The organism is Microbacterium sp. MYb62 (genome assembly GCF_002979475.1).
Taxonomy (GTDB): Bacteria; Actinomycetota; Actinomycetes; order Actinomycetales; family Microbacteriaceae; genus Microbacterium.
Genome location: NZ_PCOY01000001.1, coordinates 1 through 16190, shown reverse-complemented (window position 1 = coordinate 16190; position 16190 = coordinate 1). Strand labels below are relative to the sequence as shown.

General features: G+C 61.6%; 14 protein-coding genes. 3 read left to right on the top strand and 11 right to left on the bottom strand.

Annotation, left to right across the window (positions count from 1 at the left end):
- Positions 1-160: 160 nt before the first annotated feature.
- Both CQ042_RS00070 and CQ042_RS00065 read right to left on the bottom strand, forming a co-directional pair.
- Positions 161-2899: a TrlF family AAA-like ATPase gene (locus tag CQ042_RS00070; protein ID WP_146115319.1), complete on the bottom strand. Its 2739-nt coding sequence runs from the start codon at positions 2897-2899 to the stop codon at positions 161-163.
- Between the two features lie 391 nt (positions 2900-3290).
- Positions 3291-4073: a hypothetical protein gene (locus CQ042_RS00065; RefSeq protein WP_105668212.1), complete on the bottom strand. Its 783-nt coding sequence runs from the start codon at positions 4071-4073 to the stop codon at positions 3291-3293.
- Between the two features lie 532 nt (positions 4074-4605).
- Here CQ042_RS00065 and CQ042_RS00060 point away from each other — a divergent pair.
- Complete coding sequence (locus CQ042_RS00060; protein WP_105668211.1) at positions 4606-5181, top strand: hypothetical protein; 576 nt, start codon at positions 4606-4608, stop codon at positions 5179-5181.
- A 90-nt stretch (positions 5182-5271) separates the two neighbouring features.
- Positions 5272-7068 (top strand): hypothetical protein, encoded by a 1797-nt coding sequence (locus CQ042_RS00055; protein WP_105668210.1) that lies wholly within the window; start codon positions 5272-5274, stop codon positions 7066-7068.
- A 69-nt stretch (positions 7069-7137) separates the two neighbouring features.
- On the opposite strand, the gene CQ042_RS00050 is transcribed toward CQ042_RS00055, so the two are convergent.
- The 3 genes from CQ042_RS00050 to CQ042_RS20230 all read right to left on the bottom strand — a co-directional run bounded on the left by CQ042_RS00050 (position 7138) and on the right by CQ042_RS20230 (position 8447).
- Positions 7138-7686, bottom strand: coding sequence for an antitoxin VbhA family protein (locus tag CQ042_RS00050; protein ID WP_258131862.1), 549 nt, complete (start codon positions 7684-7686; stop codon positions 7138-7140).
- Positions 7679-7807, bottom strand: a complete 129-nt coding sequence (locus tag CQ042_RS20635) for a hypothetical protein (protein ID WP_258131861.1) — start codon at positions 7805-7807, stop codon at positions 7679-7681. Before CQ042_RS20635 ends, CQ042_RS00050 begins: the two co-directional genes overlap by 8 nt.
- A 337-nt stretch (positions 7808-8144) precedes the next feature.
- Entirely contained in the window at positions 8145-8447 is a 303-nt protein-coding gene (locus CQ042_RS20230) for a hypothetical protein (RefSeq protein ID WP_146115318.1), read from the bottom strand.
- A gap of 937 nt (positions 8448-9384) precedes the next feature.
- On the opposite strand from CQ042_RS20230, the gene CQ042_RS00035 reads away from it, so the two are divergent.
- Complete coding sequence (locus tag CQ042_RS00035; RefSeq protein WP_308736973.1) at positions 9385-9918, top strand: helix-turn-helix transcriptional regulator; 534 nt, start codon at positions 9385-9387, stop codon at positions 9916-9918.
- A 63-nt stretch (positions 9919-9981) separates the two neighbouring features.
- Here the strand turns inward: CQ042_RS00035 and CQ042_RS00030 are convergent, their stop codons facing one another.
- The 6 genes from CQ042_RS00030 to CQ042_RS00005 form a co-directional block, all read right to left on the bottom strand.
- A complete protein-coding gene (locus CQ042_RS00030) occupies positions 9982-11253 on the bottom strand; it encodes a Fis family transcriptional regulator (protein ID WP_258131860.1) in 1272 nt (423 codons plus the stop codon).
- 220 nt (positions 11254-11473) lie between these two features.
- Entirely contained in the window at positions 11474-11827 is a 354-nt protein-coding gene (locus CQ042_RS00025; RefSeq protein WP_105668207.1) for a helix-turn-helix transcriptional regulator, read from the bottom strand.
- Complete coding sequence (locus tag CQ042_RS00020; RefSeq protein ID WP_258131856.1) at positions 11820-12965, bottom strand: site-specific integrase; 1146 nt, start codon at positions 12963-12965, stop codon at positions 11820-11822. Before CQ042_RS00020 ends, CQ042_RS00025 begins: the two co-directional genes overlap by 8 nt.
- Before the next feature lie 496 nt (positions 12966-13461).
- Positions 13462-14511 (bottom strand): S66 peptidase family protein, encoded by a 1050-nt coding sequence (locus CQ042_RS00015; protein ID WP_105668612.1) that lies wholly within the window; start codon positions 14509-14511, stop codon positions 13462-13464.
- 403 nt (positions 14512-14914) lie between these two features.
- A complete protein-coding gene (locus CQ042_RS00010; RefSeq protein WP_146115317.1) occupies positions 14915-15127 on the bottom strand; it encodes a hypothetical protein in 213 nt (70 codons plus the stop codon).
- 392 nt (positions 15128-15519) lie between these two features.
- A partial coding sequence (locus tag CQ042_RS00005) for an ABC transporter permease (protein WP_219844790.1) occupies positions 15520-16190 on the bottom strand: 671 nt, incomplete at its 5' end.

The following is a 16190-nucleotide window of genomic DNA, read 5'->3' as shown; positions in this document are numbered from 1 at the left end:
CCCCACATGCCCGCGTCTCGGTGCAACTCAGTCAGATCGACGGGCAAAGTCGGTACGCACACGCAGTGAGTTGAACTACCGGTCCTCCACACGTGCGGCGGATGGGTGAGGGTGACCATCTGGTCGGCACCCCTGATTTCTCTTCCGTACGCCGAGGTGCTCACCCAATCAGCCTCTTGTAGCGCGCTTGGAAGGCCGATTCGCCGCCCTCCATGATCAAACAGATTGCCTGCTTGACGCTCGATGATTGGATCGAACCGCGGGTCTCGACTTGTGGAATCTTTCCGTGTCGCAGGACCGTGACGTGCTCAGCATCCGCGTTCACGACCACGTTGGCGTTGTGCGTGACGACGATCAGCTGGCGGTCGCTCTTGATTCGCTTGAGAGTGGTTACGACAAGCTCGTAGATCAACTTGTTGTCGAGATCATCCTCTGGCTGATCCAAAATCAGCGGGTCCTTGCTGAGCTGCAGGATAACGGCGAGAAGCGCTGCGGTCTTCTCTCCGGGTGACCCTTCATCGATCTCGCGAAAGACGTCAGAGTCGGCCTGTTTGTATTGAACCCGGAGACGATCCTCGGGGAACCAAAGTGCAACTTCGGTTTGGTATCGGTGATCGTCCAGCGTGCGCAGGTGCGCATACAGGCGTTGATCGATCGTGGCTCTGAGCGCGTCTGTGAGGCTAGACGCGTTCGCGCCGTCGTGGCGCAGCTCCTTCAGGAGGCTCTTCAACTCAGATATGCGCTGCGCTCGCCCCGGCTTGTATGGATGCTCGAGAACCGCTGGAAGTCCAGTTTCCGAGAACACTGGGTCGAATGAAGTCGGTTTCTGGACTAAGCGCCGCAGGTCCTCCTCCAGAGACGCATCGTCGGATTGCTCGAGCACCTGAAGCTTAAGTTCGTCTCCGCTCAGGCTCTTTGCCATCGCTTGACGGGCGGTGGTCAGTGTGCGTCGATGGTCGGTGAGTTGCGATAGCGTCGCATCTGATCCTGCCTCTAGCTGACCAAGCCGGGTTTTCGCTCTCTCGATCTCGTCGAGGCTGACCTCTCGGTCGTTCTTCTCTTTAAGGAGCCTTGCGTTGGCGGCGTGCGCGTCCTCCTCCGACGAAACCGTCGGTGTATCGAGAATGCTGGCAGAGGGGACTAGGAACTCGCGCAACTCTTCCATGCGAGTTCGGCGGGGCGACTCTTGGAGGGCGGTATGCCACACCTCTCGCGAGGTTACTAGCGCGAGGCGGGCCTGCACAATCGATTCATATGCCATCGACACCTGTGCTCGGCGCTTTTGTTCGTCCGCCCAAGCCGTTGGGCTCGGAACTTCTGAGGCATCGCTCTGTAGTTCGTCGAACTCACCGATGAGCTTTGCCAGGGCTCCTTCGAATGTTGAGGCGAGTTGCTCCCAGCGGAGCATCTCATGCTCGTCCTGAGTTAGCTGATCCAGTTCCTTTGCTTCGTCAGAATCCCGAAGTTTCGACAGCTGCTGAAGCTCGACTAGAACATCCGAGAGTTCACCGCGAAGGCGATTTTCGGAGTCGATCTTGACCTGCAATTCTTGAATTTCAGCGCGTTGCGTTCTGTACTGACCGCGAAGCTCGTCAAACTTCTCCCTCCATGCAGCGAAGCCGACCTGCGGCTGATCATCGATGGCCCTGAGCAGGCTTTGGGGATCACGCGCTGTCTCATAGATCTGCTTCTGACTATTGATGAGCAACGCAAATCGGTCACGTGGCGAGCCCCCTTGAGGGATCCACGACCCTTCCGAGAGGACTTCGACCACAGAGATGTCTGGTCGCTCTCCACTCCACACAACGCGATAGCGCTCATTCAGACGAGTCAGGTGGACCTCGATTCGAGTGTCATCGCTCCAGAACCGGGAAGCGCCTCTGCCCGGCGGCGCGGGCGAGAACCATTCCCCGTCTCGCTGAAGCTCGTCAGGCAGATCATCGAAACGCCCCATTGCCAAGCGTACGACTTCGATGATTGTCGACTTACCAACCCCCCGGCCGCCGATGACGGCGTTCATCCAGGGGCCAAATACGTACTCGTGCTCGGAATCGCCATCCGCCAGCACGACGCGTTCGATCACAGTATGCGCAACGTCGTTGCGATCAAAGGCATCCTGCGTTGCTGGCACCACAGACTGTTCCCCGTCCGCTAGTGCCAAACGGATGCCAAGGAGGTTGGGGGTCTCCATCTTCACCCATGTGAAGTGGCTTCCAGGGAACTTCGGCTGTACGCCTTCGGGACAGGACGCTCCATCCAGATGGTGCGCATCGGAGCCGAGCACCGGGACCCACCCCGCCTTCACAGAGCGTGATCGCCCCTCCTCTGTCACCGCCTCGACTGCCAAAATCTTGCCAGATGCTTCGAGGGCGGCGACTGTGCGCGCATCGTGGCGATAAAGGCCCTTCGCGACGTCGGCGTGAGCCGGTACGGCGAGTCCGCCACGGCCGACGATCTCGTCCACCACCTCGGTAAACGACTTCTTCGTCGTCGCCAAGCTGCTGCCGCGCTGACCGTCGTATCCGGAGACATGAAGTAAGCCGTTGACCACTTCGCTCTCGGTTTCGACATCGAAGACCGCAAGCAGGTGGAAGCCACCATCGACAGTCAGCTCAACGCCAGCAAGGAGCGCTATTTCACGGAATCCGTCGACCCCAGCTTCTCGCATGGCATCGAGCTCCGCCCGCGCTCTGTCGATGCCACTGTGCTCATTGTGATCGGCGATGACTAGCGCATCGATTCCGCCGCGCATGTATGCAAGCAGCCAGTCTCGGAAGGCTGTGGCCTCTCCAGCAGGCTTTCCCTCGCTGGCGCCGAAGTCGAAGGAGGCCGGGCTGTGGGCGTGAAAATCAACCTTCCACCATCGCGCGCCAGAATGATTGACATGTCTTGTGGTCACCGAATTCTCCAATCGGTGACCCCCGTCACCCGCCCAACCAAATGCGAACACATAGATCCTCGCATCGTTGTCAACGCTCGATTGAAGGACACGCGTGGGCTGATGGGTTCTTGCGCTCTGCGCAAGGTTCTCTTTCGGGCAGCGTTGCCGCAAGGAGTGCGAATGGCGAGCGACGTCGGTTTCTGGTGGATATCAACGGGGTGGTCGTATCAACCAAGACACGCGCGCGAGGTCATGAGCGTGCTCGGCGCGATGGGCGTATACAGTTCCCGGCGGAGCTTCGCTTGGCGAGGAATGTCCAGCGCGGACTATCGTCTCACGTCATCTCCCCAACGCACGCTGGGCACCGGGACTACTGAGAACAGGCCCAACCTCGGACAACAACCGACCGTCACGAGAGCCACTGAATGATTGCGATCCCGGTCCCGGTTAGTGTTGCCAAGCCCACGACAGCCGCTCCGATCACTCGTGCTGTGGTCCAGAACCGCGGCTCATCATCTCCGAGCACTGGCGTGACCACCCCGTTGCCGGCGGCTTGCGCGATGCTGACTCGGTGACCGCGTCCGTTCAGCACGAGGTTCACCGCATTCGCGGCTTGCATGGGCGTAGGCAAGGCCTGATCCGAGGATGTTGTAGATCGTAGTTCGGCTATTAGTTCCGCGAGACGAGTGCGAACCTGGTCGAGCACACCCTCGATGGCGACGGTCGACACGCTCCAATACAGAGAGTCAATGCGACCATTCAGTTGACGGTCCCGGTTCATGTATCCCACGAGAAGAGCGGCCCCCGGTGGCTGAAGCTTGACTATGTGATCGATCGAGTGGTTCCTGACCATGCTGTGCAGTTCGTTGACGCCCATACGAAGCGGTACCAGTTCACCGATCTCTGCGCGCGCGAAGTCCGGCAGATCCATCGACGAAATGGACTGGTGGCGAATGACTCCACCCGGAACAGCTCCGTCGATCTGCAGGGGAGCATTCACTCTGCGGTACGACGGCAAGGAGTTGTCGTCCTCGTACCCGCGGAGCTCAGTGGCGGCCCACTGACGAAGCTCGGGGGAACCTGCGTTCCCGCCGAGCAGGATCAGCTTCCTCAGAAGGGTGTCGAGAGGTTTCTCCGCGATGAGATCACGCTCGATCTGTTTCAAGAGGTCCTGAGGGCGTCCTTTGCTCACCTTCGTAGTATCGCGGATCGGACGAACACTTCATCCCAACTTGGCTCAGTGAAGGTCATTGAGCCCAACCGGTGACGTTGAGCGTGCGATCCTTCTAACTGCCTGAGTTGCTTCCAACGCAACTCAGGCAGATCGCAGACCGATCGCGGTGACTTGCGTCCCCACCCCGTTCGGGCATTGGCGGCGACAGCGAGCACGTGTTCCACACTGCCAGCGACGCCCTCGCGGATCTTCTGCCCCACGTCACCGTCACCCCCTCTCCGGCCTGGACCACGGTGCCTACTAGATCGACGCGCCGCACCCCACCGGAGCCAAGGGGTGTTGCAGGGGGCGTGCGAAGTGGGGCTGGAAACAGCGCTTCATATTCCGCTCAAGCCCGAACGGCCGCCGATAGTCCGGCCAAGGAGTCATCGTCGGTGAAGGGCCAGGCAGAGACCCGAGAGAGAGCCAACTGACTGGAAGAGTGGGTCCGTCAGCCGGCGATGGGTATGGATTCCCGTACTGGACTCGAGCAGTCCAGTACGATCGCGCCATGGATCTCGCCATACTCATCGTGAACTTCGCGCTGTTGGTCGCGACAGGTGCCGCCACGGTCGTGGCGTTCGTGCAGGCGCGCTCATCGCTCGCAGATTCGAGGGAGGCCAAGTCGGCGCGGGACGAGGCGGTTGCCGCGCAGCGAAGGAGCACTGAACTGCTTGATGAGGCCAATGCGATTGCGCGGTCAGCGCGCGACACGATGGAGGAGCGTCTTGACCTCGAACGCCGCCGTCACGCGCTACACAGCGAACGGCGAGACGTGAGCTGGGGAGGAGAGTGGCCGATGGACATCTGCAATGACCAAGCTCCCACGCTCCGGATGTCGAACCTCGGAAGCACTGATGCGTACGACGCGGTCCTGAAGGTCCTGACGCCCGATGGAGATGCCACGTTCCACCTCGGTGACGTCCCCGCGGGCGCTGACGCCGATGCGATTCTCGAAGACACTGAGATGAGAGGTCCAGTCGCTCAGGCAGTCATGCGGAGGCACCCCACGTTTGGCAGTATCAGCTGGCAAAGTGCAGCTGGTCATCGCGAGGAACGACCCATCGAATTGCTCGCAGAGAGCTGAGCGCCGAAGGGATGCTGGAGGTAGGACCCGAGACTCGCCGGACGAGCGCTGCGCCGGCCGCCGACGCTCGCGACCTGGGATGATGTGTCCGTGGCAGACGTCGAGCTCCTAGCGGTATCGAAGATCACCGATCTTGTCGCGCGGTGCCCCCACCTTGCAGCCCAGATTGCGTCGAACGACAAGACCCCATTCACCGACGGGCACATCGACGTGTATGAGGGTCTCGGTCGTAGCAAGGCCGACTGGCGGGGTCGCGTCGACGTGCAGGTCAAGGGGCGCAGGAACAAGGGACTACTTGCGTCGTTTCCTGTCGCGCGGACCGACCTGGTCGCCTTTCAGTCCAACGCCGGTGTGCTCTACTTCGTGGTGGCGATCCACCCGAAGACGTTGAAGAGAACGGCCTACTATGCGGTGCTGTCCCCGTTCGGGATCCAGGGTGTTCTCGCGAACGCGGATCCGGATCAGAAAACAGTCTCGGTTCCGCTCACTACCCTGACGACCGATCCGGCCAAGCTTGAGGCGGTTGTGGCTTTGGCATTGAACACGAGGCGGCAGAACGCGTCGATGGGTTTCGATCCGGCCCTGTTTGACGAGATCGCGTCCCTCACCGTGCACTCCGTGAGTGACCTCAGCTTCGACGTCCCTGTGACGTTGGATTCGAGCCGTCTGGACGTCGCGCTTGAGATGACGACGACCGGCGGCATGCAGGTGCCCCTTGGCGGTCGTCTCGAGATCCTTCCTGCCGAGTACGCCCAGAAGCGTGCGGCCTTCCAGATCCGCTGCGGTGACATCGCCTACGACGAGTGCTTGGTGAGAAGGCTGGACTCGTCTCGGGTTGCGGTCGCACTTGCCGGCGGTCTGACGATTATTTTCAAGGCGGAGGCGGGTCTTCAGACCAGCTCTTTCACTCTCACCCTCGCAGGGAACTTCGCTGACGAGCTGAAAGCGCTCGAGTTCTTCTCGGCTGTGAAGACCACTCGGAGCATCGAGCTCGACGGGCGAGAGTCCACCTACGACATGGAAGACGAGGACGAGGACGACTCGCTCGAGCGTCAGCTGCGCTTCATGCGACGGCTGCAGGAACTGTTCACTCTGCTCGATGTCGATACGACTTTGATCAACCTCGAGGACGTCTCGGATTCGCAGCTGCGAGAGCTGATAAACGTCTCCCGATCACTCATCGACGGCGAGGAGCCCACTAACAAGACGGGGGAGATCAGCCGGTTCGTGGTTCCCATCGCCGAGTGGCATCTGATGTTCCTCCTCGTGCCAGGGTCTACGGAGGGGCGTTGGCGTCTCGTGGATCCGTTCGACTCGGCCGCGCCTCACGTGTACCGCTACGACGACGAGGACGATCCTTCGCGCGCTGGCGTCCCCGTCACCGTCTACGACACCGTCGAGGACGAGTATTTCGCCACTGTTCTGAACTTGCGCCTGAGCGCGATGGTGAACGCGTACGAAGCGCTGATCGATCAGCCCACAACCTTGCACCTCGCGAATCTCCGAGTAATCGCGCTCATCTCCGCGGCCGACGGCGCGGGTTCCCGAAAGGGAGTGCTCCTAGCCGCGGCGCAACACCTCAACGACTGGTTGATCGCGCAGGAGAGGGATCTTGACCGGCACCACCTGAACAGGTATCAGATCCTCTGGCGGACAGGCTCACTCACCTCGGACGACCTTGCAGCCATCAGGGAGATGAAGCGGCAACAGGCCCGGGTCGGCGATTCACAGTCACTCGAGTTTGAGATCGCCTGCGCGCTTCTTCTCGACGACGCCGGCGAGGTGGCTCACTTGGAGAAGCAGCTCGAACCCGAACGGCTGGCGATGATGGAGGCATGGCCGATCTGGTATCTCCACCCGCCGCGATCATCACTCGCTGAGTTCTGAGTTCTGAGGTCTGAGGTCTGAGGTCTGAGGTTAGTGGGGCGTAGCCCCGCACCACTGGAGCGCGCTGGGCTACCCGCTGAACGTATCCTCCACGCATGCTGTGACGGCGGTCGTTACCTCGGTGAATCGACCTTCTCGTATTGCCGTGACGGGTGCATCCTCGCTGAGCCACGAATTCCCTCCAATGAACCAGGCTCTGGCGATGTCATCGCCTTCCACTTCGCTGATCGCCCGCCACGCGTCCGCCGCACACCGGAGCCGCGTGAGCGCTTCCATGTTGGGTTTCGGGCCGTCTGGGGTAGCCCAAGTCATCGCGGCGTGCGTGTCGGTCGAGCCCGCGAGGGTGGACACAAGTGTCGGGCCCAGGACCTCTATCAGTCGTCCGACGAGCGCGCGGCTGTCTGCCGTGCGTAGGATTTCCTGTTCGCCCGCGATCACCTCTCGGAGCGCGTCTCGCATCTCCGCTTCGGCGTCCTCAGGGTTGAGCTCGCCCGCGAGAATGCGCCGAGCACGGTCGAGAGCACTCGCACTCGGCCGGTGGCCTTCAAGTTGATGTCCCTTCTCGATGGCTGCGAGGGCCTGTTTCACCTGTGCTGGTGTCAGCTTTCGCTCACTCATCGTTCTCTGCGGCCTTCCGGATGAGGGCTGGCGCGCTCGTCGAATCCAGCCCGAGGATCAGCCAGGGCCACGGCGTGATCGGCTCATCACGCATCTTCAATGTCGGCTCCGTCTCAGTCATGAATCGCTCAACCTCGTCAGGTGTCCACTGACGCGTGCCGACACCGAGAAACAAGGCAGCCTCGTCATCACTCAGAGAATCTGCGACAGCGTCCATACGTGCCCTGAACTCAGGGCGTAGCCGTCGCGTCGGATCTCTTGGATCGTGGGGCGCGAGTACGTCTACTCTGCTACCAGCGGGGAACGCTGCCAAAGTGACCAGAAGGGCATCGATTAGCTTCCAGTCTCGCCCCTGCTCTGTCGCTGCGTCGTCGAGGAGCTGCAGCGACTTCGAGACCGACTCGGCGTCGTGCGGCGCAGGGGATTCACGCGCAGAATCGTCGGCCCGCGACTGTTGGTTACCGTCGGATGTCATACGTGTACTTCTCGAGAATTCCTGCGACACGATGCGGATTCAAGCCAAGGTCTAGCCAGTCGCCGGGGGAGAGTAGGCGCCCATCCACCGACAGTTCGCTGCGAGGTGCAGCCATGAAGTAGTGCTCGGCGACCACTGACCATGACTCGGGGACTGCAGGAGCGACAACATCAATGCCGGCCACGACTTGCTTGTCCGGGCGAGGCGAGAACTGCCATGCGGGATAAAGCACCTGATCGTCGTGAACGACTACGCGAAGGTATCCCGCCTTGGTGTGGCGCTTCACGGCGGTCTCGGTGATGCGGAGGCGTTCCGCTGCTCCTTCTCGCGTAAGACACGCGGACAACGCGCAGTCGTGGGGGCCTCTGCCCGAACGAGGAGGTCTCGCCCTCACGAGCGCGCGAATATGGCGATCACGCGATGCGATTACCTGCAGCTGCGGCCCCGCACGGAGATTGTGAGTAACCCCGTCGTCAAAATCAACCAATCCGAACTGCTTCCATCTCGTCAGGACGAAGAACTGGAATCGTTGGACGACATGGCCTCGTTCAGATGGCGTCCACTCCGCAGGGAGTACCGTCGGTGCGCCTCCAGTCTCGGGCAGGAGGTGCTCGAACACTTCGCGGGCGCTCGGGCCCTCAGGGTGTTTGCGCCGATGGTGTGAGACGAACAGAGAGGCGGCAAGACCCCACTGGCGACCAGAGTCACCTTGGGTGAAGTCGGTGAAAGCGGTGAACCACGCGGCGGGAGGGCATCTGTACCCGCCCCACCAGCAGTTGGATCGACCCTTCGACCGTGGATTCGCTATGGCGTCTGCCGTCATTCCTTCTCCCGCGCTGAGCAGACCGATGGCATAGGAACGTCGCTCGCCCCTCGGCGGTCAGGGGACTGTGCGTTTCGCGCGCGGGACTGCGCGCGAAATCGAGGGCCCACTCTGAGACTGCGTGCAACTTGCTTGTCGTAGCCGATATATCCCCGGCGGCGCCACTCGATCGCCACGTGCCGGCGAAAGTCGTTGCTGCCGCGACGATGATCGACCGCATCCCAGTCGTTGGGTAGGCGAGATGGAACTCCACCTGTGTCGGGAAGCAGATGTGCGAATAGGTCGCGGAAGGTAGGCCCATGTGAGTGGCGACGGCGATACTGAGCAACGAAGATCGCCGCGGCAAGAGCCCATTCGTCGGCTGTATCGTCGCTCGTGAACTCTTCGAACGCATACTTCCATGCGGCCGGTGGGGGATGGCTTACACCGCGCCACCATGCAGTCCATGGCTTCTCGGCCACGATCACCGTCACAATCGCGGTCGCACGCATCGGGCCTGCCCTGCGGTGCGACCGCGGTGTCCGTAGGGCGGGCAGCACACGTGCAGAGTGGAGCGGATCCGGCAGTAGTCGATTGTTTCGTATGGCCACTCAGATTATGGCATACGCGTAAGCCCATACCTGGCAGTCATTCTCGAAACGCTAGGGGAGTGGAAAAGCGTACCGGGGAGGCGGATAGCGAGTGGCGAGACTTCGCCGACCAGTTCGCGGTGCTGCTTCGACGGAAGCGGCATGCCGCGGGGCTCAGCCAGGAGGATGTGGCGTATCGGGCGAACTTGAGTCGCTTTATCTACAGACAGTACGAGCAGGGGGAGTCGCGTCGAGGCACCCCGGCTAACCCATCCCTTCGAGCCGTACTCGCGATCGCCCAGGTGCTCGAGGTTCCTCTCACAGAACTGCTGCCGCATGCCGTACCCGACCTGCGTCGTCGGTGACGCTGACCGCGGCTCCGCTGCCCCACAACCGGGGGAGTGAGATCAATCAATGAGTGAACTCCTCTAACGTTCCAGCATGCTCGTCCCGGGCGTTGCCGCCTTCGCGAGTTCCTTTACGGCTCCGAGGTATCGCGCATAGGTGGCGCCGCCGTCGAACGCGTAGGTCTCTAGCGTTCGAGGCGAGTAACCGAGAGCGCCGGCGACGACGACCACAGGACCCAACTTCGTCAACTCGTCCAGCGCACCCAGGCGAGCCGCGCGCGCTCGAATGATGGCCTTGATCCTGTTCGCGAGATAGCCGGGGTTGATGGGCTGGCCGGGCTTGCTACCAGGGAAGACGAGGTCTCGCTTCGGGTGTGATGCCGTCTGACAATTAGCTGGGTTCGCATGGAGCTCTCTCCAGGCATCATCGAACGGCGCTGGAATCGGCATCGGGTCACCGCCGAGGGAAACGTACACGGCGTCGGGAGTGACCCTCACATCGCGCCACTTGAGACGAACGAGGCGCTCAAGCTGTTGACCGAACACCAAAACCAAAACAGCGGCGGCCCGGTCGCGCACGGTCATCATGTTCGGATCCAAGGCCCGCGTGCTTGCGTCTTGCTGCTCGTCAAGGGTAAGTCGGCTCGCGGTCCCACGTCGGTGCTGTGGCATCCTCAGGTTGCGGCTTACCAACCCTTCCTTCCGGGCCCAGTTCAGGAATCTCTCGGCGATCAGCCTCGTGGTCGTGCCGCCCGTCGCCCACGCTTCGACGTCATCCTGCCCGAGTTCTGCGAGCGAAATTTCTTCGGCATCCATCCAGTTGAGGAAGTCCACGGCTACGGTGATGGCTTGCTTGCTGCGAAGAAATGTCCCGCGGCTGACGGGAGAGCGTGCTCGCATCTTGCGCAGGTGATCCCACCGCACGTACTTCTCAAGGACCGTGCTGTGCGCTGGGCTAGTCAGCCGAGCAGGCACGTCGAGTAGCCAGTGCTCGAAGGTCATGAGGTAGGAGTCGCGCTGGGGGAGTACCCCGTGGGTCACTAGGAGACTACGCACGAACTCTCGCGTGGTCGAGCGGGGCAGCGCATCGATCTGATCATGCCTCACGGTTGCTACTCGAGCCAGCGAAGACAAAAAGATCTGAACGTGAGGCTGACGAATCCAGGTCAATCCACTGTTCGCGCGTTTCATGGACTTCAGCGCGTCAGCGAGCGGAATCAGATCCTTGGCAATCTGGCCTGTGCCCGGATGTGAGAGCGCACCATCGACGAGGACGGCGAGGACGCATCTCCAGCAGCGCCCTTCCGAGTAGAGCTCGTCTTCCGCTCCACAGATTGCACAATCGATCTTCAATCGGATTCCCGAGCATGCGCGGCAAGTCGGTCCCGAGATGCTGACACCGGGCAGAACTCCTTGATGATCGCACAGGGCGCAAGTCCCCTTCGTCCGAATAGCCTGCCGCCTGCACAGCTGGCAGACTCGGCCATCGGGCCAGTGAGCGGCGGTCTCTCGATGTTCGCCGCAGCGGGCGCAGGGATTCCGATAGGCCACTGGGTCCTCGGGCGGCCTGGGCCTAGCCATCATCGTCCTCATCGACAAGCCGAATTCGGTGAGTAAGCGATTCGCCTGCGGCCGGGAAGGGCTCATCGCCCAGTCGGGGCGCGTTCGCGCGTCGGGCGGATTGCATCTCGACGTATGGCTCGAAGAGGTCGGCAGGGGTGCACTCGAGAATGTCACACAACGCCGCGAACGTACGCCCAGTGAACTTCTCGGGCGTTCCTGTAACAAGCCTCCAAACTTGGGACTCCGAGAGGTTTATACCGCGTGCGCGTAGCAACGGGATGAGGTCGGAGCTTTTCCACAGATTTCGTTGAGCCATGATCTGTCGAAGGTTCCAGCTATATCCGATGCGACGTTGTTCACTCATGAGTGCCATCCAGTCCAAGACCTGCGGTGAGTTGCGCGGCGCGCTTTGTCAGCATTCGCTGCAATTCCTTCTGACGAAAACTCGATGATACATGGGTGTATAGACCCGTGGTCGACGCATACTTGTGCCCCACTTGAACTTGTACAAACGCTGGATCGTAGCCAGCCTCGAGCAGGTGCGTAATGTAGGAGTGCCGGAGGCAATGCAAACCAAGATTCTCGGGCAGTCCCGCCTCCTCGCGTAGTCGAGTGAAAGAATTGCCAAATGTGCTCAGCCCCACTCGTGGTCGACGCTCACTCGGCCAAAGGGAAGGGCTGCCGTCCGCCATGCGGAACTGATCACGCCGGCCGGGGGAGAGCCACTTCTGCATCAAAGGAACCGCCCACTCGAACTTCGGCGTGGTCAGCACTGTGCGCCGACGAGGCCCGGATCCTTCCGTGCCTTTCGCCCACCGAACTGTGAGAGCACCGAAGACGCCGTACTGAGGGATATACGGATTGGGGCCGAAATCACTTAGCTCGAGCATTGCGAGTTCACGCCGCCGGAGGCCGAAGGCGTAGCAAAGCTTGAACGCCATCGAATCGCGTAGCAGGCTCGCCCACCGCTTCGACCCTTTGGCCCGCTCGCTGTCGACAAGGTCGTCGATATAGTCGAAGAGCTGCTGCAGTTCGGAATGCGTGAGTGCTCTGTTGGACGTTGCTACGTCGTCGTCAGCAGTGTGCCGCGGCGAGTTCCAATCGAAAACGATCTGTGATGGCACGTCCCCGAAAGTGGCTTCGCAGTACTCCACCCAGCCGTACACGGGGTTCGTCGCATAGCTACAGAACATTCCTATCGATCCGCTGTACTGGCGAAGCGTCCGCGTCGAGAGCGGCTTCTTCGTTCGCCCTCGTGAGTCTGCGAAGTACTGCTCTACGTCCACTGGAGCCCACTGCCACGGGTACGCGCCTGTATGCACCTGAAATCGCTCAATCGTGGCGATCTTGCTCCTGATGGTTTCCACGGTTAGACCGCGGGCCAACATCTGAGTTCTCCAGCCCTCAACCATTCCTTCGAACACACGTTCATCAGCCCTGAATAACGCAATCGATGCGTCACGAAACTCGCGTGGGACGCGTCCTTTGACGGTTTCAGACACTTTGATTCCTAACGCTGGCCCACTCCGTCAACCTGGCATGCTTCGAACGTCGCCCCAAATCGTCCGCCATCGCCTTGGCGATCTCGGACTCGAAGCGGATCGACAGCACGCGAGTGCGGCGCTGCACGAGTAGCTTGATGTCATCGTCGCGGGAAGATCTCATCTTGCATCCAATCGATGAAACTCGCGTTTGATGCAAGAAACATACGCCCGACTGACCTGCGAGGCAAGAGCGTAGCGAAGAACGACATCGAGCGTCGTCGTTATATACCTTGTGAACTGGGGTAAAGCGAGGTTGCGATGGGCCTAGAGTTCTTGCATCCAACGCAACTCAGGCAGATCGATATCCGATAATGCACATTATGTCAGATCGCTCTTGTACTACTTGCGAGATCTGCAACTACTGCAGAAACGGGTATCGCCGATCCCCTCCCCTGAGTCCCATCCTGATCGGGGTTTGTTCTGTCGTCCTGTGAACCCCGCACGTCTAGATCACTCAGTAATCAGCAGTCACAATACGGCGTGCTCCGTCGAGTGCCATGGTGCCGCCATGTGGGACGATCCACTGCGGGCGGGTGTGCCCGAACGGCACCCCGACGCAGACCACAGCAGTGGGGTTGTATCTGGCGATCTGCTCGATGATGGTGTCCCGTTGCGCCTCGCGCAGGCGGGTTCGCTCAGGCGCTGAGGGCACGGGTGAGTGCCGCTCGCTGACCGGCGGTCGGGCAACAAGCACACCGGCAACGGCGCCGAGGACTCCGCGCTCGCCCAGGGCGCGTACCCAACGCTTGACCTCGGTCACAGACGGTGCCTCCCCGCCGGTCTCCAGCAGCAGGATCGCCCCGTCAAAGTCAGAAACGTCGGGCATTCGTCCGGCAAGAGCAATCTGGTCGATGACCTCGATGCAACCGCCCCAGCTGCGACCAGACACGGCCTTCTCCGGTCCAGCCCACGTCCATGGCCCGGTGACCTCACGTGCGCCGAAGTCCCGCAGAGACCGTGGGTCTTCCCACGGCCACCCGAAGTCCTCGGACTCGCCGGGTTCGGTGAGCTCGAGAGTGCCGCCGTCGAGGAGGGCAGCCCGCAGCGACCGCACATGGATGTCATCGAGATGAGGGCCGGGCCCGAGGTGCACCTGGGTCGACCCGCCGTAGAAGCTCGGCACGCCGAGGTTCCAGAGCAGGTTGTGCAGGTTCGTGTTGTCGCTGTAGCCCAGGAACGGCTTCGGGTTCGCCGCGAGCACCCCGGCGTCGATATGCGGGATGACGGTCACCTGATCGTCGCCGCCGATCGTGGCCAGCACGGCGCGGATGTTCGGGTCGGCGAAAGCTTCGGTGACGTCGGCGGCACGGGCCTCCGCACTTGCGCCAAGTTGCCGGGTGGTTGGGTATTCGACCGGGATCAGTCCTGTCGCCTCGCTCAGCCGGCGCATTGCCTGCTCGTGCAGGGTGGGCGAGATCGCCGGAGCGGCGAATGCCGGCGAGATCACTGCGACCCGATCACCCGGCAGAGCCTTCGGAGCAGCTCTCGATGATTTTGCGACCATCCCCTGATTAGACCAGAAGCCGAACTGTGTTGCGCCGCGGCGCGAGCCGATCCACACAGCGAGCGGCATCTCGCACCGCTAGATGCGTCGTCTTGCTGCTCTTGCTTTGCCAGCGGCCCGCATGTCGGGTCCCCCTCCCCCTCTCCCCCAGCGGGCCGATGGCGACCGCTGTGCTTCACTCGGCTCGTAGACCGCTGGGGCCGCGCGATGAACCCGCCCGCAAGATCCGTACGCACAGGAGCCCCCAACGAGCTCCGTTCCGGACGTTAGTGAGAAACCGGGGAAAGGCCCATAAACCGCTGTAGGGCCGCAACCTGAGATCCAGCGGAAATCTGCAAGCTGCTACCGAAGTCTGGTCTTCGAGGGTGCCGATTCGAGGCCGCTGTGCTCCAAACCTCGTTCGCTACTTGGCTCCCACATCGGTCGAGGACATGAGCACTTCGGCCCGCTCTCGGGGAGCGAAGTTGGCGTCGAAGTCAATCTCATTGGGCGTCCACACTTCGTGCCAGAGCCGCCGATGGTCATTCCCGAGTTGAGCATCACGTGCGATCCCGCGCTCTTGCGCGATCAAGAGGGGCACGTCGCACCAGACCGTGAGATCCAGCACGTCAGCCATCGAGGGGTGCAAGAGACCGATCAGGTCGACAATCAACACATCGCCGGTCGGAACTGGCTCGGGGTCCCCCAACGCACGTGTTGACCAGTCGAATCGCCGAAAGTCGCTTCGTCTGTTCTCCTGGAACGGGATAAGGACTTCGTCAGCGAGACTGTTCCGTTCCACTCCATCCCCGTCGTTCGGGGCTCGCGACAGGCCCCGGAGGGCTCCACGGCTTCGTCGACGAGGGCTTGGTCTCCGATTGTGGTGGGATCGAGCCGGGTAGGCGTAGGTGACCTTCATATGCCAGTGGTTGGTTGCTGTTCCCCGGTGCGCGATGTCGCCCTGCAGCAGCTGGGTGACGATGCGCAGGGATGGGTGTGAGTCTATGGATCTCTGGGGGCTGTGCGCCGTCATTGGCGGAGGGTGTCAGCGGGTCGGATGCGGGAGGCTCGGGCAGCGGCAACCGTTCCGCCAAGGACGCCGATCAGAATTCCGGCGAGGACAGCCAGCGGTCCAAGGCGCAGATCGAAGACGGGTGTCCACTGCTGGGTGAGGGTGACGATGAGGATCGCGAGGATCCCGAGGGTGAGTCCGAGGACTCCCCCAGCCGCGCCGACGTACGCAGATTCTCCTGCGATGAGCCATGCGATGTGTCGGCTTCGAGCGCCAAGGGCCTTGCGCATTCCAATCTCGCCACGTCGAGCGGTGACCGCGAGCAGCATCGCGTTGGTGAGCGCGGCAATGGCGACGACGATCGCGAGAATCGAGAACGCGATGAGCGTGGTCTGCACACCTTGTTCGACACGGACTCGAAGCTCCTTCGCATCAGTGGGTGCTTCAACCGTCACCACCTCTGGCGTGTACGGGTTCACTGTGATGGGCACCTGCTGTGCGACTTGTTGCGCAGCACCTGCAGAGGTGAGCAGCACTGCACTGGTCGTCTTTGGTTGTTCGAATCCGGCCGTCGCTTCGGGGAGAAGAATCTCGCCCCGAAGCAATGGGAACCGCGGGGACTGCGTGATGATCCCGGCGATCTGATAGTCCGCGCGGTCGATGGTCACCACCGGGCCTCGATCCAGCG

Excerpts from the sequence above, each read along its gene's own strand:
- CQ042_RS00060 (WP_105668211.1), top strand. The coding sequence starts at position 4,606 with ATGGATCTCGCCATACTCATCGTGAACTTCGCGCTGTTGGTCGCGACA.
- CQ042_RS00050 (WP_258131862.1), bottom strand. The coding sequence starts at position 7,686 with ATGAGTGAGCGAAAGCTGACACCAGCACAGGTGAAACAGGCCCTCGCA.
- CQ042_RS20635 (WP_258131861.1), bottom strand. The coding sequence starts at position 7,807 with ATGACTGAGACGGAGCCGACATTGAAGATGCGTGATGAGCCGATCACG.
- CQ042_RS00035 (WP_308736973.1), top strand. The coding sequence starts at position 9,385 with ATGCGGCCGGTGGGGGATGGCTTACACCGCGCCACCATGCAGTCCATG.
- CQ042_RS00025 (WP_105668207.1), bottom strand. The coding sequence starts at position 11,827 with ATGAGTGAACAACGTCGCATCGGATATAGCTGGAACCTTCGACAGATC.
- CQ042_RS00015 (WP_105668612.1), bottom strand. The coding sequence starts at position 14,511 with ATGGTCGCAAAATCATCGAGAGCTGCTCCGAAGGCTCTGCCGGGTGAT.
- CQ042_RS00010 (WP_146115317.1), bottom strand. The coding sequence starts at position 15,127 with ATGGCTGACGTGCTGGATCTCACGGTCTGGTGCGACGTGCCCCTCTTG.